Annotated in this window: 18 protein-coding genes and 1 other annotated feature; of the genes, 9 read left to right on the top strand and 9 right to left on the bottom strand. The window is 53.9% G+C overall.

Annotated elements, in window-relative coordinates; translation table 11 throughout:
• Window positions 1-625: 625 nt before the first annotated feature.
• The 4 genes from plaP to AC6CWS_RS24125 all read right to left on the bottom strand — a co-directional run bounded on the left by plaP (window position 626) and on the right by AC6CWS_RS24125 (window position 4,026).
• Window positions 626-1,984, bottom strand: a complete 1,359-nt coding sequence (plaP, locus tag AC6CWS_RS24110) for a putrescine/proton symporter PlaP (RefSeq protein WP_004203583.1) — start codon at window positions 1,982-1,984, stop codon at window positions 626-628.
• The gene (gene yoeI / locus AC6CWS_RS24115; RefSeq protein ID WP_096335043.1) at window positions 1,974-2,036 is read right to left on the bottom strand and encodes a membrane protein YoeI; all 63 of its coding nucleotides are present in this window, start codon (window positions 2,034-2,036) and stop codon (window positions 1,974-1,976) included. The genes plaP and yoeI overlap by 11 nt, the downstream gene beginning before the upstream one ends.
• Window positions 2,037-2,272: 236 nt before the next feature.
• Window positions 2,273-3,163, bottom strand: coding sequence for a LysR family transcriptional regulator (locus AC6CWS_RS24120; protein ID WP_130941716.1), 891 nt, complete (start codon window positions 3,161-3,163; stop codon window positions 2,273-2,275).
• 38 nt (window positions 3,164-3,201) lie between these two features.
• Window positions 3,202-4,026, bottom strand: a complete 825-nt coding sequence (locus AC6CWS_RS24125; protein WP_004152513.1) for an SDR family oxidoreductase — start codon at window positions 4,024-4,026, stop codon at window positions 3,202-3,204.
• Between the two features lie 176 nt (window positions 4,027-4,202).
• Between AC6CWS_RS24125 and hisL the strand changes: the two genes are divergently transcribed.
• From hisL to hisIE, 9 genes are all read left to right on the top strand, one after another.
• Window positions 4,203-4,253 carry a his operon leader peptide gene (gene hisL, locus AC6CWS_RS24130; protein WP_004899375.1) on the top strand — a complete coding sequence of 17 codons (51 nt, stop codon included), beginning with the start codon at window positions 4,203-4,205 and terminating at the stop codon, window positions 4,251-4,253.
• Window positions 4,229-4,351: a sequence feature (His leader region), on the top strand. Its footprint overlaps the gene before it by 25 nt.
• A gap of 47 nt (window positions 4,352-4,398) precedes the next feature.
• Complete coding sequence (gene hisG / locus AC6CWS_RS24135) at window positions 4,399-5,298, top strand: ATP phosphoribosyltransferase (RefSeq protein ID WP_023290356.1); 900 nt, start codon at window positions 4,399-4,401, stop codon at window positions 5,296-5,298.
• A gap of 39 nt (window positions 5,299-5,337) precedes the next feature.
• Window positions 5,338-6,642 carry a histidinol dehydrogenase gene (gene hisD, locus AC6CWS_RS24140; RefSeq protein ID WP_136070922.1) on the top strand — a complete coding sequence of 435 codons (1,305 nt, stop codon included), beginning with the start codon at window positions 5,338-5,340 and terminating at the stop codon, window positions 6,640-6,642.
• Complete coding sequence (gene hisC, locus AC6CWS_RS24145; protein ID WP_032453441.1) at window positions 6,639-7,700, top strand: histidinol-phosphate transaminase; 1,062 nt, start codon at window positions 6,639-6,641, stop codon at window positions 7,698-7,700. The genes hisD and hisC overlap by 4 nt, the downstream gene beginning before the upstream one ends.
• Window positions 7,697-8,764, top strand: coding sequence for a bifunctional histidinol-phosphatase/imidazoleglycerol-phosphate dehydratase HisB (gene hisB / locus AC6CWS_RS24150; RefSeq protein WP_101978598.1), 1,068 nt, complete (start codon window positions 7,697-7,699; stop codon window positions 8,762-8,764). Before hisC ends, hisB begins: the two co-directional genes overlap by 4 nt.
• The gene (hisH, locus tag AC6CWS_RS24155) at window positions 8,764-9,354 is read left to right on the top strand and encodes an imidazole glycerol phosphate synthase subunit HisH (protein WP_002912227.1); all 591 of its coding nucleotides are present in this window, start codon (window positions 8,764-8,766) and stop codon (window positions 9,352-9,354) included. Before hisB ends, hisH begins: the two co-directional genes overlap by 1 nt.
• Window positions 9,354-10,091 carry a 1-(5-phosphoribosyl)-5-[(5-phosphoribosylamino)methylideneamino]imidazole-4-carboxamide isomerase gene (gene hisA, locus AC6CWS_RS24160; protein ID WP_065805976.1) on the top strand — a complete coding sequence of 246 codons (738 nt, stop codon included), beginning with the start codon at window positions 9,354-9,356 and terminating at the stop codon, window positions 10,089-10,091. The genes hisH and hisA overlap by 1 nt, the downstream gene beginning before the upstream one ends.
• Window positions 10,073-10,849: an imidazole glycerol phosphate synthase subunit HisF gene (hisF, locus tag AC6CWS_RS24165; RefSeq protein WP_065805975.1), complete on the top strand. Its 777-nt coding sequence runs from the start codon at window positions 10,073-10,075 to the stop codon at window positions 10,847-10,849. Before hisA ends, hisF begins: the two co-directional genes overlap by 19 nt.
• On the top strand, window positions 10,843-11,442 hold the full coding sequence (hisIE, locus tag AC6CWS_RS24170) for a bifunctional phosphoribosyl-AMP cyclohydrolase/phosphoribosyl-ATP diphosphatase HisIE (protein ID WP_065805974.1): 600 nt from the start codon (window positions 10,843-10,845) through the stop codon (window positions 11,440-11,442). The genes hisF and hisIE overlap by 7 nt, the downstream gene beginning before the upstream one ends.
• A gap of 106 nt (window positions 11,443-11,548) precedes the next feature.
• Here hisIE and AC6CWS_RS24175 read toward each other — a convergent pair whose 3' ends face one another.
• The 5 genes from AC6CWS_RS24175 to AC6CWS_RS24195 form a co-directional block, all read right to left on the bottom strand.
• A complete protein-coding gene (locus AC6CWS_RS24175) occupies window positions 11,549-12,556 on the bottom strand; it encodes an acyltransferase family protein (RefSeq protein ID WP_044023510.1) in 1,008 nt (335 codons plus the stop codon).
• A gap of 348 nt (window positions 12,557-12,904) precedes the next feature.
• A complete protein-coding gene (locus AC6CWS_RS24180) occupies window positions 12,905-14,209 on the bottom strand; it encodes a glycosyltransferase family 2 protein (protein ID WP_065805973.1) in 1,305 nt (434 codons plus the stop codon).
• A gap of 121 nt (window positions 14,210-14,330) precedes the next feature.
• The gene (locus AC6CWS_RS24185; protein ID WP_074423181.1) at window positions 14,331-15,476 is read right to left on the bottom strand and encodes a glycosyltransferase family 4 protein; all 1,146 of its coding nucleotides are present in this window, start codon (window positions 15,474-15,476) and stop codon (window positions 14,331-14,333) included.
• Window positions 15,477-16,367, bottom strand: a complete 891-nt coding sequence (locus AC6CWS_RS24190; protein ID WP_065805972.1) for a glycosyltransferase — start codon at window positions 16,365-16,367, stop codon at window positions 15,477-15,479.
• Window positions 16,364-17,407 (bottom strand): UDP-galactopyranose/dTDP-fucopyranose mutase family protein, encoded by a 1,044-nt coding sequence (locus AC6CWS_RS24195; RefSeq protein WP_498256450.1) that lies wholly within the window; start codon window positions 17,405-17,407, stop codon window positions 16,364-16,366. The genes AC6CWS_RS24190 and AC6CWS_RS24195 overlap by 4 nt, the downstream gene beginning before the upstream one ends.
• Between the last annotated feature and the right edge of the window lie 146 nt (window positions 17,408-17,553).

The following is a 17,553-nucleotide window of genomic DNA, read 5'->3' on the forward strand; positions in this document are numbered from 1 at the left end:
GACCGGGGCAGCCCGCATGGATGCGGGCTGAGGGCCGTGTTTTGCACGGACGCTGTCTCGGCCCGACCCGAAGCCTGCAGGGATAAGTCGAAGGTACCGCGTAGCGGCGATTTTGCTGGCCGGAGCCCGGGGGCACAGGGGGCGGCGGCGACTGGCCGCCCCCTGTGCGCTCCCTGCGCCACAAAAAACAGAGTGCAGAAAAATTAACCGGAAGCGCAATGTGCGCTGAAGCCACAGATAACATAAATGACCACACGGCGTTGCTTCCCCTCACCCTGGCCCTCTCCCCAAGGGAGACGGAACTGTCCGGCCATCGTTTCCGTGGCCAACATATTGCCGGGTGGCGGCTGCGCCTGACCCGGCCTACGGAGTCTGAAAACGTGGTAAACCGATAACAGTCTCCACCGCCGCCGGGCAATACATCAGGCTCCATGCCCAATATGTTGCCGGGTGGCGCTTCGCTTACCCGGCCTACATAACCATTTAATTTCAGAAGGTTAACCATCACCGTAGGCCCGCGCAAGCGCAGCGCCGCCGGGCAAAAAAGCAGCCCAAGACGCAGACAGCAGACGAAAAAAAACCGGAGGTTTCCCTCCGGCTTTTCTCATTCACATCACGCTACGCCTTACGCCACGTCTTCGTACTGCGGCACCGGGTTGCGGAAGCTTTTGGTCACGCAGGCCAGATAGACCAGACCGATACCGGCCCAGATCAGGCCCAGAATCATCGAGCTCTCTTCCAGGTTGACCCACAGCGCGCCGACGGTCAGGGCGCCGCACATCGGCAGGAACAGATACTGGAAGTGGTCTTTCAGCGTCTTGTTGCGTTTCTCACGGATCCAGAACTGCGAAATCACCGACAGGTTAACGAAGGTAAACGCCACCAGCGCACCAAAGTTAATCAGCGCCGTCGCCATCACCAGGTCGAAGTTAATCGCCAGCAGGGCGATAGCGCCGACCAGGATGATGTTCATCGCCGGGGTGCGCCAGGTCGGGTGCACATAGCCGAAGAAGCTTTTCGGGAACACGCCGTCACGGCCCATCACGTACATCAGACGCGCCACGCCAGCGTGCGCCGCCATACCGGACGCCAGTACGGTAATGGTGGAGAAGATCAGCGCGCCAACCTGGAAGGCTTTACCTGCCACGTAGAGCATAATTTCCGGCTGTGACGCATCCGGATCTTTAAAGCGCGAGATATCCGGGAAGTACAGCTGCAGGAAATAGGTGGCAAAGATGAAGATCAGGCCGCCGATCAGCGCGGTCAGGAAGATCGCGCGCGGAATGACGCGCTCTGCATCTTTGGTCTCTTCAGACAGGTTGCTGATGCCATCGAAGCCGGTAAACGAGAAGCACAGGATCGTCGCCCCGGTAATCATCGGGATCACGTGCGCGTCACCGGACCAGAACGGACGGCTGCTGGCCAGCGTACCGGCGCCTTCGCCGCCAAACACGCCATAAATCACCATGCCGAGGATAACGGCAATCAGCACCACCTGCAGCACCACGATCACGGTGTTGAAGTTGGCCACGGATTTAATGCTGCGCAGGTTAAAGGCGGTCATAAAGGCGACCAGCGCGATAACAAACACCCACGACGGAATCGAAGGCACCAGCGCTTCAAAATAGATTTTCGCCAGCAGAATGTTGATCATCGGCGCGAACAGGTAGTCGAGCAGCGAGGACCAACCCACCATAAAGCCAACGGTCGGGCTGATGGATTTCTGCGCATAGGTATACGCCGAGCCGGCGGACGGGTAACGACGTACCAGCTTGCCATAGCTCAGGGCAGTAAACAGGATAGCGATTAACGCAAAGGCGTAGGCCGTCGGCACGTGACCGTCGGTCATACCAGAGACGATACCAAACGTATCGAACAGCGTCATCGGCTGCATATAGGCCAGGCCCATCATTACAACCGGAACTAGCGTAAGTGTTTTACGTAATTCCACGCGAGAGGTATTTGGAGTAGCGTTATGCGACATAGTTATCCCCTTTTACGGTGAACGCCAGCGCGTAAGCAAAAAATTGCCCCATTTCTTTCTATTCCTCAGCGACAACGACTGTCGGTTTTTAGTAAGTATCTATCCGGTACGAAGCCCGGCCTCTTGGTATTGAATGATGTGTCTTTCGACCAAAAAAATAACCGACACTTTAAAAAAAGCGTCGGCTAGTCTCTGGTTTTCAGGCCGCATATTTTGCATCAATATCAACGGCGTTGACAAGATGTTATGAAGTTCATTGCGTGAGCATAATTTTTAAGATGCTAATATCTATACGATTTCCGTATGATAAATTGTAAAAATAGCACTATTTGCTAATAGCGCTTCGCGCCACCATTTCCCGGCCAAACCGCAGGCGGCGTCATTCCAGGCGATCCACGCGCGCTGACGAGGCGACAGCCCGCGCACGGCCAGGCTAACCAGCTCGCCGCTCTCCAGCAGCCCCTGCACATGATAACGCGGCAGGCAGCTCCACCCCAGCCCCATGCGCAGCAGCGCCAGCTGCCCCGCGGCGTCACACACCGTCAGGGTCTCCTGATCGGCGAGCAGCGCCCCGCCCTCGCCGGTGGCCACCGCGCGGTAACGCCGCAGGGTTCGCCAGCTCAACGGGGCGCGGCGCTCCGCCAGAGGATGCTGCGGGGAGACCACCAGCAGCAGCTCCAGCTCGCCAAGGGGAAGATAATCATAGCCACTTAACGGCGGCGGCTCGCCGAGCGCCCCCAGCAGGAGATCGGCCTGCCCTTCCGTCAAGGGCCGCCAGTCCAGCAGCGAGGGGGTCAGCGTGAAGCGCAGCCGGGTGAGCGGCTGCTGTTGATAAAAGGCGGCGATCAGCGGCGCGAGTTGCGCCACGGGAAAGGTGCTGTCCACCGCCAGGCGGAGGGTATGTTCCCACCCCTGCTGCAGCTTAACCGCCCGGATCTCCAGTTCGCGGGCGATGTGCAACACTTCCCGCCCTTTCTCCAGCAGCATCTGTCCGGTGGGGGTAAAGCGCGCGCGGTGGCCGCTGCGGTCGAGCAGCTGAATATTGAGATCGCTTTCCAGCCGGTGAATGGTGTAGCTCAGCGCCGAGGGCGTTTTAAAGAGCTTTGCCGACGCCGCGGCAAAGCTCCCCTCTTTTTCCAGCGCGTCGAGGATCACGAGGACATCCAGCAGTGGTTTCATCGCTACCCCCTTACGGTATGCGAATCACCGCTGGCGGATCACTCCATCGGCATCACCAGCGGATCGGGGTACTGGTACTCAAACCCCAGCTCATTGCAGATACGATTGCCATCCACAATCTTGCCCTGGCCGCCGTCCGGGCTGTCGCTGAACACCGGCGGCGGCAGCCCCAGCTCGCGGGCCATCTGCGGATAAAAGAGGCCGCGCGCCGGATGGCGGGGCGCACATAGATTATAGATGTGCCCGCCCTTCGGAGCCTGCAGCAGCAGTTCGATGGCGGCCACCACATCCTGCAAATGCACCAGGTTGACCACGTGCTGGCCATCCGGCGCCGACTTGCCGGCGAAAAAACGCCCCGGATGGCGGGACGGCCCCACCAGCCCGGCCAGGCGCAGTATATCCACCGAGGTCCCCGGCAGATTGTGCAGCCAGTCCTCCAGCTCCTTGAGCACCTGCCCGCTGGCGGTTTGCGGCAGGCGCGGGGAGTTCTCTTTCACCGTACCGTTGACGTTGCCATACACCGAGGTGGAGCTGGTGAAGACGATCCGCGGAATATGGTACGCCAGCGCGGTATCGACGATCTCCTGCACCGCCTGCAGATAAAACCCTTCCCCTGCCCCGGTCCGCCGGGCCGGCAGCGTGATCACCAGCGCATCGACGTTCATCAGCGCGTCGAGGTCCTCGGTATCACAGACCAGCTGTGGCTCCAGGCGCAGCGGATAGCTGTCGATCCCGCACATCCGCGCCGCCTCCACGCCATCCTGCGTGGTTTTACTGCCGGTGACCTGCCAGCCTCGCGCCGTCAACGACAGCGCCAGCGGCATCCCCAGCCATCCCAAACCGACTATCGCGACCTTTTTCATCCCAGGCTCCTGACTCTTTCGCTGTGCTGATTACAGGCTACGCCAGCCAGCGGCAACTGACAATTTCTTCGCTCAATGTGAAATGAATTAATGATAGAAAAAAGCCCTTGCTTTCTGCGGCGAAAGTGGTTTAGGTTAAAGGACATCAAATGCATAGTCATTCACAGAGAATTTTTATGAACCGCGTTCAATTTAAACACCACCATCATCACCATCATCCTGACTAGTCTTTCAGGCGATGTGTGCTGGAAGACATTTGGATCTTCCAGTGGTGCATGAACGCGCAGAGAGCCCCCGGAAGATTCACTTCCGGGGGCTTTTTTTTGGACCAAATTCGGACAGATTCAGACAGGTATTCAGAGGAAAAGAACAATGTTAGACAACACCCGTTTACGCATAGCTATTCAGAAATCAGGCCGTTTAAGCGAAGATTCACGCGAATTACTCAGCCGCTGCGGCATTAAAGTCAATTTGCACACCCAGCGTCTGATTGCGCTGGCGGAAAATATGCCAATCGACATTCTGCGCGTGCGTGATGACGATATCCCGGGCCTGGTGATGGACGGTGTTGTCGACCTCGGCATTATCGGCGAAAACGTGCTGGAAGAAGAGCTGCTCAGCCGCCGCGCCCAGGGCGAAGACCCGCGCTATTTCACCCTGCGTCGCCTGGACTTCGGCGGCTGCCGCCTGTCGCTGGCGACCCCGGTGGATGAAGCCTGGAACGGCCCGGCGGCGCTGGATGGCAAACGTATCGCCACCTCTTACCCGCACCTGCTGAAGCGCTACCTCGATCAAAAAGGTATCTCCTTTAAATCCTGTCTGCTGAACGGCTCCGTGGAAGTGGCGCCGCGCGCCGGCCTCGCCGACGCCATCTGCGACCTCGTCTCCACCGGCGCCACCCTGGAAGCCAACGGCCTGCGCGAAGTGGAAGTGATCTACCGCTCCAAAGCCTGCCTGATCCAGCGCGACGGCGAAATGGACGACGCCAAACAGCAGCTGATTGACCGCCTGCTGACCCGTATTCAGGGCGTGATCCAGGCCCGCGAGTCGAAATACATCATGATGCACGCCCCGACCGAACGTCTGGAAGAAGTGGTTGCCCTGCTGCCGGGCGCCGAGCGGCCGACCATTCTGCCGCTGGCGGGCGACAAGCAGCGCGTGGCGATGCACATGGTCAGCAGCGAAACCCTGTTCTGGGAGACCATGGAAAAACTGAAGGCGCTGGGCGCCAGCTCCATTCTGGTGCTGCCGATTGAGAAGATGATGGAGTAATCGGCCAGCCGGTCACGGGACACACAGGGGAAAACAATCATGAGCTTCAACACAATCATCGACTGGAACGGCTGTAGCGCAGACCAACAGCAACAACTCTTAACACGCCCGGCGATTTCCGCCTCCGACAGCATCAGTAAAACGGTGGCGGAGATCCTCGATAACGTCAAAGCCAACGGCGACGCGGCGCTGCGCGAATACAGCGCGAAGTTTGATAAAACCACCGTCGCCGCGCTGCAGGTGAGCGAGGCGGAGATCGCCGCCGCCGGCGAGCGCCTCAGCGACGAGCTGAAGCAGGCGATGGCGGTGGCGGTGCAAAACATCGAGACCTTCCACAACGCGCAACAGCTGCAGGCGGTGGATGTCGAAACGCTGCCGGGGGTGCGCTGCCAGCAGTTGACCCGCCCTATCGCCTCCGTCGGGCTGTATATTCCGGGCGGCTCGGCGCCGCTGTTCTCCACGGTGCTGATGCTGGCGACGCCGGCGCGCATCGCCGGCTGTCAGCAGGTGGTGCTCTGCTCGCCGCCGCCGATCGCCGATGAGATCCTCTACGCCGCGCAGCTGTGCGGCGTGAAAACCATCTTTAACGTCGGCGGCGCGCAGGCCATCGCCGCCCTCGCCCTCGGTACCGAGTCGGTGCCGAAGGTGGATAAAATCTTTGGCCCGGGTAACGCTTACGTCACGGAAGCCAAACGCCAGGTCAGCCAGCGTCTGGACGGCGCGGCCATCGACATGCCGGCCGGCCCGTCGGAAGTGCTGGTGATCGCCGACAGCGGCGCCAACCCGGACTTTGTCGCCTCTGACCTGCTGTCCCAGGCGGAACACGGCCCGGACTCGCAGGTGATCCTCCTGACCCCGGACGCCGGGATGGGCAGCCGCGTCGCCGAGGCCGTGGAGCGCCAGCTGGCCGCCCTGCCGCGCGCCGAAACCGCCCGCGTGGCGCTCTCCGCCAGCCGCATCATCGTGGCCCGCGACCTGGCGCAGTGCGTGGCTATCTCCAACCAGTATGGCCCGGAACACCTGATCATTCAGACCCGTCAGGCCCGTGAGCTGGTGGACAGCATCACCAGCGCCGGTTCGGTTTTCCTTGGCGACTGGTCGCCGGAATCCGCGGGCGACTACGCCTCGGGCACCAACCACGTCCTGCCGACCTATGGCTATACCGCCACCTGTTCGAGCCTCGGCCTGGCCGACTTCCAGAAGCGGATGACCGTGCAGGAGCTGTCGCGCGACGGCTTTGCCGCCCTCGCTTCAACGATTGAGATTCTGGCCGCCGCCGAGCGCCTTGACGCCCACAAAAACGCCGTAACGCTGCGCGTTGCCGCCCTGAAGGAGCAAGCATGAGCATTGAAGATTTAGCCCGCGCTAACGTCCGCGCGCTGACCCCGTATCAATCCGCTCGCCGCCTGGGCGGGAAAGGCGACGTCTGGCTGAACGCTAACGAATTCCCCACCGCCGTGGCCTTCCAGCTGACCGAGCAGACGCTGAACCGCTACCCGGAGCCGCAGCCGAAGGCGGTGATTGAGAACTACGCCCGCTACGCCGGGGTTAAACCGGAGCAGGTGCTGGTCAGCCGCGGTGCCGACGAAGGTATTGAGCTGCTGATCCGCGCCTTCTGCGAGCCAGGCGAAGACGCGGTGCTCTACTGCCCGCCCACCTACGGCATGTACAGCGTCAGCGCCGAGACCATCGGCGTCGAATGCCGCACCGTGCCGACGCTGGCCGACTGGCAGCTCGACCTGCCGGGCATCGAGGCAAAGCTGGACGGAGTGAAAGTGGTCTTCGTCTGCAGCCCGAACAACCCGACCGGGCAGATTATCGACCCGCAGTCGATGCGCGACCTGCTGGAGATGACCCGCGGCAAAGCCATCGTGGTGGCCGACGAAGCCTATATTGAATTCTGCCCGCAGGCGACGCTCGCCGGCTGGCTCAGCGACTACCCGCACCTGGTGGTGCTGCGCACGCTGTCCAAAGCCTTTGCCCTCGCCGGCCTGCGCTGCGGCTTCACCCTCGCCAACGCCGAGGTGATTAACGTGCTGCTGAAAGTGATCGCGCCGTACCCGCTCTCCACGCCGGTGGCCGATATCGCCGCCCAGGCGCTGAGCGCGGAAGGGATCGCCGCGATGCGTCAGCGCGTGGCGCAGATCCTCGACGAGCGCCGCTACCTGGTGGAACAGCTGCGCGGCATCGCCTGCGTGGAGCAGGTCTTCGATTCCGAGACCAACTACGTCCTGGCGCGGATAACCGCCTCCAGCGCAGTGTTTAAATCTTTGTGGGATCAGGGCATTATCTTACGTGACCAGAATAAACAACCTTCATTGAGCGGCTGTTTGCGTATCACTATCGGTACCCGTGCCGAGAGCCAGCGCGTGATTGACGCCTTGACTGCGGAGAATGTATGACCCAGAAGTATCTCTTTATTGACCGTGACGGCACCCTGATTTCCGAACCGCCGGTAGATTTCCAGGTGGACCGTTTCGACAAGCTGGCGTTCGAGCCGCAGGTGATCCCGGCGCTGCTGAAGCTGCAGCAGGAAGGCTATAAGCTGGTGATGATCACCAACCAGGACGGTCTGGGTACCGACAGCCTGCCGCAGGAGGCGTTTGATGGCCCACACAATCTGATGATGCAGATCTTCGCCTCGCAGGGCGTTAACTTTGAGGACGTGCTGATTTGTCCGCACTTCCCGGGCGACAACTGCGCCTGCCGCAAGCCGAAAACCCAGCTGGTGCTGCCGTGGCTGGAAGAAGGCGTGCTGGATAAAGCCCACAGCTACGTGATTGGCGACCGGGCCACCGACCTTGAGCTGGCGGATAACATGGGGATTATCGGTCTGCGCTATGACCGCGAGACCCTGAACTGGCCGACCATCTGCGAGCAGCTGACCCGCCGCGACCGCTATGCCCACGTCGAGCGCATCACCAAAGAGACCCAGGTGGATGTGAAAGTGTGGCTGGACCGCGAAGGCGGCAGCAAGATCCACACCGGCGTCGGCTTTTTTGACCATATGCTCGACCAAATCGCCACCCATGGCGGCTTCCGCATGGAGGTCAACGTCGGCGGCGATCTGTACATCGACGATCACCACACGGTGGAAGATACCGGCCTGGCCCTCGGCGAAGCCCTGAAGCTGGCGCTCGGCGACAAGCGCGGCATCAACCGCTTCGGCTTCGTGCTGCCGATGGACGAGTGTCTCGCCCGCTGCGCGCTGGATATCTCCGGCCGTCCGCACCTGGAGTATAAGGCGGACTTCACCTACCAGCGCGTCGGCGATCTGAGCACCGAGATGGTGGAACACTTCTTCCGCTCGCTCTCTTACACCATGGCGGTGACGCTGCACCTGAAAACCAAGGGCAAGAACGATCACCACCGCGTGGAGAGCCTGTTCAAAGCCTTTGGCCGTACGCTGCGCCAGGCGATCCGCGTCCAGGGCGATGCCCTACCGTCTTCCAAAGGGGTGCTGTAATGAATGTGGTGATCCTTGATACCGGGTGCGCCAACCTCAATTCGGTGAAATCGGCGATTGGCCGCCACGGCTATGAGCCGGTGGTCAGCCGCGATCCGGAGGTGGTATTGCGTGCCGATAAACTGTTTCTTCCCGGCGTCGGCACCGCCCAGGCGGCGATGGACCAGCTGCGAGACCGCGAGCTGATCGACCTGATCAAAGCCTGTACCCAGCCGGTGCTGGGTATCTGCCTGGGCATGCAGCTGCTCGGCAAGCGCAGCGAAGAGAACAACGGCGTCGATCTGCTGGGCATTATCGAGGAAGAGGTGCCGAAGATGACCGACCACGGCCTGCCGCTGCCGCACATGGGCTGGAACCGGGTGTATGCCAAAGCGGGCGATCGTCTGTTCCGCGGCATTGAAGAAGGCGCGTATTTTTACTTCGTCCACAGCTACGCCATGCCGGTCAACCCGTACACCATCGCCCAGTGCAATTACGGCGAGGCGTTTACCGCCGCGGTGCAGAAAGATAACTTCTTTGGCGTGCAGTTCCACCCGGAGCGCTCCGGGAGCGCCGGGGCGCAGCTGCTGAAAAACTTCCTGGAGATGTGATGATCATTCCTGCTTTAGATTTAATTGACGGCACGGTTGTCCGTCTCCATCAGGGCGATTACGGTCAGCAGCGCGACTACGGCAACGATCCGCTGCCGCGCCTGCAGTCGTACGCGGCGCAAGGGGCCGAAGTGCTGCATCTGGTCGACCTGACCGGCGCGAAAGACCCGGCCAGGCGCCAGATCCCGCTGCTGAAAACGCTGGTGGCCGGCGTGAACGTACCGGTGCAGGTTGGCGGCGGCGTGCGGACGGAAGAAGATGTGGCGGCCCTGCTTGCCGCAGGCGTGGCGCGCGTGGTGGTGGGTTCGACGGCGGTGAAATCGCCGGAAGTGGTAAAAGGCTGGTTTAAGCGTTTTGGCCCAGAACGGCTGGTGCTCGCCCTCGACGTGCGTATCGACGCCGACGGCAATAAGCAGGTGGCGGTCAGCGGCTGGCAGGAAAACTCCGGCGTGACGCTGGAGGAGCTGGTGGAAAGTTATCTGCCGGTCGGCCTGCAGCACGTGCTGTGCACCGATATCTCCCGCGACGGCACGCTGGCAGGCTCTAACGTCTCGCTGTACGAGGAAGTCTGCGCCCGCTACCCGCAGGTGGCGTTTCAGTCATCCGGCGGCATCGGCGATCTCAATGATATTGCCGCCCTGCGCGGCACCGGGGTGCGCGGCGTGATTGTCGGTCGCGCGCTGCTGGAAGGTAAATTTAATGTAACGGAGGCCATTCAATGCTGGCAAAACGGATAATCCCCTGCCTCGACGTTCGTGACGGCCAGGTAGTGAAAGGCGTGCAGTTCCGTAATCACGAAATCATCGGCGATATCGTCCCGCTGGCGAAACGCTATGCCGACGAAGGCGCTGATGAGCTGGTGTTCTATGATATCACCGCCTCCAGCGACGGTCGGGTGGTCGACAAGAGCTGGGTGTCGCGGGTAGCGGAAGTGATCGATATTCCTTTCTGCGTCGCGGGCGGAATTAAATCCCTCGACGATGCGGCGCAGATTCTCTCCTTCGGCGCCGACAAGATTTCGATTAACTCCCCGGCGCTGGCCGATCCGACGCTGATTACCCGTCTGGCCGATCGTTTTGGCGTGCAGTGTATTGTGGTGGGTATCGACACCTGGTTTGATGCCGAGAGCGGTAAATATCACGTCAACCAGTATACCGGCGACGAGAGCCGCACGCGCGTGACTCAGTGGGAGACTCTCGACTGGGTGCAGGAAGTCCAGAAACGTGGCGCCGGGGAGATCGTGCTGAACATGATGAATCAGGATGGCGTGCGTAACGGCTACGATCTTGAGCAGTTGCGCAAAGTCCGCGCCGTCTGCCGCGTACCGCTTATCGCCTCCGGCGGCGCCGGCACCATGGAGCACTTCCTTGAAGCCTTCCGCGACGCCAACGTCGACGGTGCGCTGGCAGCGTCGGTGTTCCACAAGCAGATTATTAATATTGGTGAACTAAAAACGTACCTGGCAGCACAGGGCGTGGAGATTAGGGTATGTTAACTGAACAGCTGGACTGGGAAAAAACCGACGGCATGATGCCGGCCATCGTACAGCACGCCATCTCCGGCGAAGTCCTGATGTTGGGCTATATGAATCAGGATGCGCTGGCGAAGACCGAAGAGAGCGGTAAAGTGACCTTTTATTCGCGGACCAAACAGCGTCTGTGGACCAAAGGGGAAACCTCCGGCAACTTTCTCAACGTGGTGAGCATTATGCCGGATTGCGACAACGATACCCTGCTGGTGCTGGTTAACCCAATCGGTCCGACCTGCCACAAAGGCACCACCAGCTGCTTCGGCGAAACCGGCCACCAGTGGCTGTTCCTGTATCAGCTGGAGCAACTGCTGGCCGAGCGTAAGCATGCGGATCCGCAAAGCTCATATACCGCGAAGCTGTACGCCAGCGGTACCAAGCGTATTGCGCAAAAGGTCGGGGAAGAAGGCGTAGAAACCGCGCTGGCCGCGACGGTGCATGACCAGTTCGAACTGAAGAACGAAGCGTCGGATCTGATGTATCACCTGCTGGTACTGCTGCAGGATCAGGGGCTGGATTTGACGGCAGTGGTCGAGAACCTGCGTAGCAGGCATAAATAAATCGATGAAGGGAGGGGATTCCCCCTCCCCTTTTAAGCGTCGCAACGCTACTCCGGCGACAGCGCACTAATCAGTCAACTACCGTTCAATAAAATCCAAACCATAATTAACTTATTTTGGCAATCTGACGCTTTAATGCCCGATAGAGAGGATAATCGATAAATCGGGCATAAATATAGGCAATGAATATTGAGGCAAATGCCGCTAATGATATCGATACCCAGGCATTCTCAGCGTCAAAAATGAATCCGGATACGATAACCAGCTCATGCAATAAATATAAAGGGAAACTAATATAACCGAGAAATAAGAATAAATTTGAAGTGAAAACTCTCTTTATTAGTTGATTATCCGGAAGATGATCGATAAATAGCATCGGGATAAATGCAACAAATAAAAAGTAATCCAGTCGGCTATGGTTCATAGCATATACGCCAACGATCGATACGACAGCCGCAGCGGTAATAAAAAATGCCATAAATTTTTCTTTCATCAGACACTTAAAATACTCTGTCTGTGATAAAGAAAAAAACAATGAACCAATCAGCATTGACAGCATTGCTGTCAGCATTGATGGGGGTATCCCTGATGGATGTTTATGCCACAGAAAAATAAAAAACAATCCTGCAACAACAGCGCGAGTCATATTTCCTAATCGCGTAAAGATCAGAGGAATTAAAAGTGATACCCAGAATTCAATACTGATACTCCACGATGGTTCATTGACTAACTTGAAGTCATGCCAATAAAGACCATGAAGAAATAATATATTTTTTAATATCACGCTAATAGAAAAAACATCCGGACTGGAAACGTAGCCGCCATGGTGCGCATTATAGTAATAAATGGCTACCATCAGCATCGTCGACAGAAAATGAAGCGGCCATAATCGGGCAAATCGTGTAAGAACGTATTTGAAAAAGTTTCCTGATGCGTGGGCATAGGTTAGAACAAAGCCGCTCATGATGAAAAAATATACCACACACAGATAGGCACCGCTAAATGGCCTGACTTGCGGCCAACCCATAAAGCTGCCAAACATATGGCTGAGCATGACCATACCCGCCAATATTCCACGAGTGCCATCAATGGCATCAAATCTGTTAACAGACAATCTACACCCCATATTCCAATGAGTAAAACTACATTCTTTTAGAAGAAAGAATTTATTAGTAATAAAAAGAATAGCTATCAATATTCAAAGGTGATTACTGCCCAATAGGAAAAATTTTAAAGGCAGGAAGTCACAAAAAACACAAGTACACACATCGAAATTTTACTGCCCCCAGTAAAACTCGACAAAAAATCTATTACTCTCTAGCTAATAAATCATTAATCTAACAGGAATAGAGACTCGGAAATCATGTGACCACGAGCTCTTTTATTTAACGAAAAAACATTTTTATTGAAAATAACAAGATCACTGACAAAGAAGTGAAACTTGCTTAACTTCTTTTTGAAATTATTTAAAAAAACGTCTTACCACTCGTAGCGGCTTAGTCAACTTCCAGGATAAAGAAGAGATTAAATTTTTGTGATGCTGATAAATTTCATTGAACTCTTGCTGTTTGATAGTCATCTCATGATGCATATCATTATTTTTGTCGGTTAACTGACGAATATTCTGTTCCTGTTCAGTTACCCGCTCTTCAATCTCATGCAATTGATTATGCAATATCGCATTTTCATCCTTTTGCCCGGCGAATGAGTGGGTAAGCATCTCAACTTCTTGCTGTAATGCGGAGCTCCTGGCCTGGAAAAACTCAAGTTCCTTCAGAACCCGATCTTTAAGAGAGAATAGGTACTCTTCAGCTGACAGCGTGGTGATCCTATGATGAGCGGCGGCGATAAATTCATCATAAAAATCATCACTCTTTGCATCCAGCGCAACAACGAACTCTTTCACTTGCTGATAAAACGGGTGAAATGCCGGACCAGAAATCGTGTTTAAATGCCACTCAAGGAACACGACAACATAGTTTTTATAATCTCTGAGACGGTGTTCCATCATCCCCTGCTGACAGATAAACGCTTTAAGAGCCACCAATGCTTCAACAGCACAGCGGTGCGACTCTGCTCGCGTGGCGGATAGGGATTCACTACGGTTGATGGTATGAGAAATTAACGTTTCATTTAAGACCGAAATTCTGTTCGCCATGAGCATAAATGCGCAGACGAAGAAAAGATCGTTGGTCGTCCTGATTTCCTGAAAGCGAAGCTGATGACTAGTAATAAATTGACGCCTGAGAAGCTTGTCCCATGGCCACCAGACAAAGGTGCGGAAAAAGTCAGAGGGAATATCCTGGGATGAAAAAAACTTGAGATCAGGTAACAGCTCCTGGCGCACTGACCACGGCATCGGAGCATAAACCTGCAAGGCGGGATCAAAAGACTGGCTGCGACAGATAACGACATCCGCTTGTATATCGCTAGCACGTGCGTACATGCGCTCCAACATCATGTTATCGGCATAATCGTCGTCATCAAGAAAAATAACGTACTCACCGGTAGCAGCATCCAACCCGATGTTTCTTGAGCCTCCCCCACCAAGATTTGTCGTGTTGTTAATGACTCTAATTCGTGAATCAGTTTCAGCCAGCGCCGAGACAATCTCTAAGGTATTATCGTCAGAACAATCGTTGACAATAATGATTTCAATATCATTTAATGTTTGCGACAAAACAGTGCTCAATGTGTCGGAAATATATCCCGCCGCATTGTGCACAGGGATAATAACGGAAACAGCTATACTCTCTTTTTCAGACATGCAATCACCTTGACGCTTAGCTTATAAACGCAATTATATTTATTTATGGGTAGCGTTTAATTTGTAGGTTGCCAGTTTATTAAGGATGGGTAAGATGAAAGCGACTGAGCTTCATCAAAAATTACTCTTCAACAACATCACGATATGTTTTTAATGTTTTATTAATGATCATCACACTCGAGAATTTATCTTGAATGCGTTTTCTGCCATTGATACCCATTGCGACGCGCGTTTCTGGGTTATCCAACAGGAAACCGAGTTTCTCCGCTAATTCCTCGACAGATTTACTTTTTACAATCAACCCATTATCGTTATTGATAATTAAGCTATCACAGCCACCAACATCATAAGCGATACAAGCGCGCCCGACAGAGGAAGCTTCCAGCAAGATACGCGGTACGCCTTCGGCGTAGACCGACGGCAAAGCAACGATATTTGATTCTTCAATTAAATCAAATACATTAGAGCAATGACCGAGCCAGTTAATCACGCCTTCGCTTTGCCACTTTTGTATCGTCGCCAGCGGAATTGCGTCTTTATCATTCTCAACTAAAATACCGGCAACATTCAGCGTAAAGTGAATATTTTTATTACTCAGTATTTTTTTGGCTTCAATCAGATCACCCAGTCCTTTACTCCAAAGCATACGGCTGGCAAAAAGGACGACCGGAACATCACGCTGCTGCTCCAGAGAGTATTTGTAAATCTCTGGATTAATACCCGCGCCATCAATAACAATAGTCTGTTTGTAATCGATACCAACCAGATCGGCAAGTTTAGCTCTGTCTTTATCATGTTCGAACATAAACAAACCGCATTTGTTACTGGCGATATACTTATATGCCATAACAGTAAAACTTCGCAGCAGCTTAAGACAGGCAGACTCTGCGGAAAATACTCGGCCCAAACCGACAAAACTCAGAATAACAGGACGATGGGTACTTTTAGCCAGAAAACCGCCGATCAAACAGGGCTTGATGGTAATGCAGTGCAACAAATCTGGATTGATGTTTTGAATAATTTTCCGAGCCTTAGAAAAGGCCCGAAAGAAAATCAAAACGTTGAATGATTGGGCGACAAGTGGAATGTTATGGCAAACAAAACCTAATGTCCTGAATTTTTCCGCTATTTTATCATCGACAAAATGGCTAATAATGTGAATCTCATAACCGGCATCTCGGGCGGCAATTGCACGATCGGTCCAATGCAGATCAAAATACCAATCCGAATTTATGAAATAACACAGTTTTTTCATTGCTATGTCCACTTAGTGAAACTTACCGCTGATTCCTTTTACACCATGTACAATCCCACGGCAAAAAAACTTTAGATATACCCATTTCCGGCGCTGCACAGGGAATATGGTGATATACTTACACAGGCGCAAAAGGATTGATGAACTACTAAAAATGTCCACTTCCGTGAATATTCTCTTAGCCAAAATCAAGTTCCGACAAAGATAGTAAACCTTCCACTCTGGCGATATAACCTTTCCCTGAATACTCACGTCATGAGTAAAAACAAGCTCCGGTTGATAAGTGATTTTCTCGCCACTTAAAGTTAATTGATAACCAAAATAGAGATCATCAAAATAAAGGAAAAGTTCATCATAAATATGATGAAGGTGCTCATTCAAGACTTCACGCTTAATGATCATGCCAACAAATGAAACGGTTTGCACCAGCATTTTCTTATTATCTGGTACATATCGTTGGGGATATTTGATATATTGCAAGGTATCACTAAACGAGGTCGGGACTTTTGCAAATGGAACATTCATCGCACATGTCCGGCCCTGTAAATCTTTAACTAAAGCCGTAAAAACACGACAATCTTCTTTATTTATCGTCGCGAACTTATCAAGAATATCACTTTGCGGATAAGCATCATCGTCATAAAAGAAGACCCAATCGCTATCAACAGAACTGCATATATATTGACTACCGGCCTTAAACCCGCCGGCCCCCCCGTTATTACTGGCCAGATTTAAGACAATGACTCGGGGATCAGTGATTGTCTGCAGCCAGTCAGAGGTCCCATCCGTGGACCCATTATTGACAATAACGATAGAGGTAAAGTGCAGCTTAACAGTTTCAGCAACCGTCTTTGTAAGCTTCTCAAGACGGTTGAAAGTGACTATTAGTGCAGTATGTTTCATCGTACATCGGCCACAAATACAGGCATTGCTTCGTCGTTGGACAATGAAGACAGGTATTTATCGGCCGTTTTTAAGGCTTCTGCAATCGTTACATCCATATCAAGATAGCGATAAGTCCCTAAGCGTCCGACGAAAGTAATATTTTTCTCACCTTCCGCCAGTGATAGATATTTATCCAGCAGAGCCATCTCGCCCATCTGGCGGATTGGATAGTAAGGAATATCATTTTCACCGCAGGCGCGACTATATTCTTTGTAACATACGGAGCCTTCGTGGTTTTCCCACGGGGAAAAATATTTATGTTCGGTAATGCGCGTATACGGGACATCAACTGAGCAATAGTTCATGACCGCGCAGCCCTGATAATCACCTTGCCAGGTAAATCGTTCAAAGTCCAGAGTACGGTAGCCAAGACGCCCATGCTGGTATGAATAGAAGGCGTCTAACGGCCCGCTATAAAATACATGATCATAACTTTCGCGATTTTCAGCCGCAAACTCACGCTGTAATTGCAGAGTGATATTTTCATGATCGGCGATCGCTTCAATCAAATGGGTATAGCCTAACTTCGGCATGCCCTGGAATTTATGATTGAAATAATTATCGTCATAATTGAAACGCACAGGCAAACGTTTGAGTATAGATGCCGGAAGCTCGGAAGGCTGCATCCCCCACTGTTTTATGGTGTAGCCTTTGAAGAACGCTTCGTATAATTCTTTACCAATGAAGCGCAAGGCCTGCTCTTCAAAAGTCTTCGGTTCCAGAATGGAACTATCACCTTTTTCGCTAATGAGCGCGCGAGCTTCATCAGGAGAACAGGTTTTAGCAAAGAACTGATTAATAGTATGCAGATTAATCGGCAGTGAAAAAACCTGACCATTAACAGTAGCTTTTACTCTATTCACATAGGGCATCATTTCCGCATACTGATTGACATAGTTCCAGACGGTTTCATTATCCGTATGGAAAATATGCGGACCATAGACATGAACCATGACATCAGTCTGAGGATCGCGAGTGTCATAAGAGTTTCCTCCAATGTGGTCCCGCTGATCGATGATTTTAACCTTGTGACCGGCTTTGTTGAATAAATCAGATTTCGGGTAAGTCTCCCCCGTAGCGGGTTGTGTTTTCAGGCAATACGCACGCTTTCAGGCATACCTGCTTTCGTCATTTTGTTCAGCGC

It is taken from the genome of Klebsiella sp. M041 (assembly GCF_059759695.1).

Coding starts and splice junctions, on each gene's coding strand:
- plaP (WP_004203583.1), bottom strand. CDS start 1,984: ATGTCGCATAACGCTACTCCAAATACCTCTCGCGTGGAATTACGTAAA.
- hisG (WP_023290356.1), top strand. CDS start 4,399: ATGTTAGACAACACCCGTTTACGCATAGCTATTCAGAAATCAGGCCGT.
- hisA (WP_065805976.1), top strand. CDS start 9,354: ATGATCATTCCTGCTTTAGATTTAATTGACGGCACGGTTGTCCGTCTC.
- hisH (WP_002912227.1), top strand. CDS start 8,764: ATGAATGTGGTGATCCTTGATACCGGGTGCGCCAACCTCAATTCGGTG.
- hisD (WP_136070922.1), top strand. CDS start 5,338: ATGAGCTTCAACACAATCATCGACTGGAACGGCTGTAGCGCAGACCAA.
- hisC (WP_032453441.1), top strand. CDS start 6,639: ATGAGCATTGAAGATTTAGCCCGCGCTAACGTCCGCGCGCTGACCCCG.
- hisIE (WP_065805974.1), top strand. CDS start 10,843: ATGTTAACTGAACAGCTGGACTGGGAAAAAACCGACGGCATGATGCCG.
- AC6CWS_RS24125 (WP_004152513.1), bottom strand. CDS start 4,026: ATGAAAAAGGTCGCGATAGTCGGTTTGGGATGGCTGGGGATGCCGCTG.
- AC6CWS_RS24190 (WP_065805972.1), bottom strand. CDS start 16,367: ATGAAACATACTGCACTAATAGTCACTTTCAACCGTCTTGAGAAGCTT.
- AC6CWS_RS24120 (WP_130941716.1), bottom strand. CDS start 3,163: ATGAAACCACTGCTGGATGTCCTCGTGATCCTCGACGCGCTGGAAAAA.
- hisB (WP_101978598.1), top strand. CDS start 7,697: ATGACCCAGAAGTATCTCTTTATTGACCGTGACGGCACCCTGATTTCC.
- AC6CWS_RS24180 (WP_065805973.1), bottom strand. CDS start 14,209: ATGTCTGAAAAAGAGAGTATAGCTGTTTCCGTTATTATCCCTGTGCAC.
- hisF (WP_065805975.1), top strand. CDS start 10,073: ATGCTGGCAAAACGGATAATCCCCTGCCTCGACGTTCGTGACGGCCAG.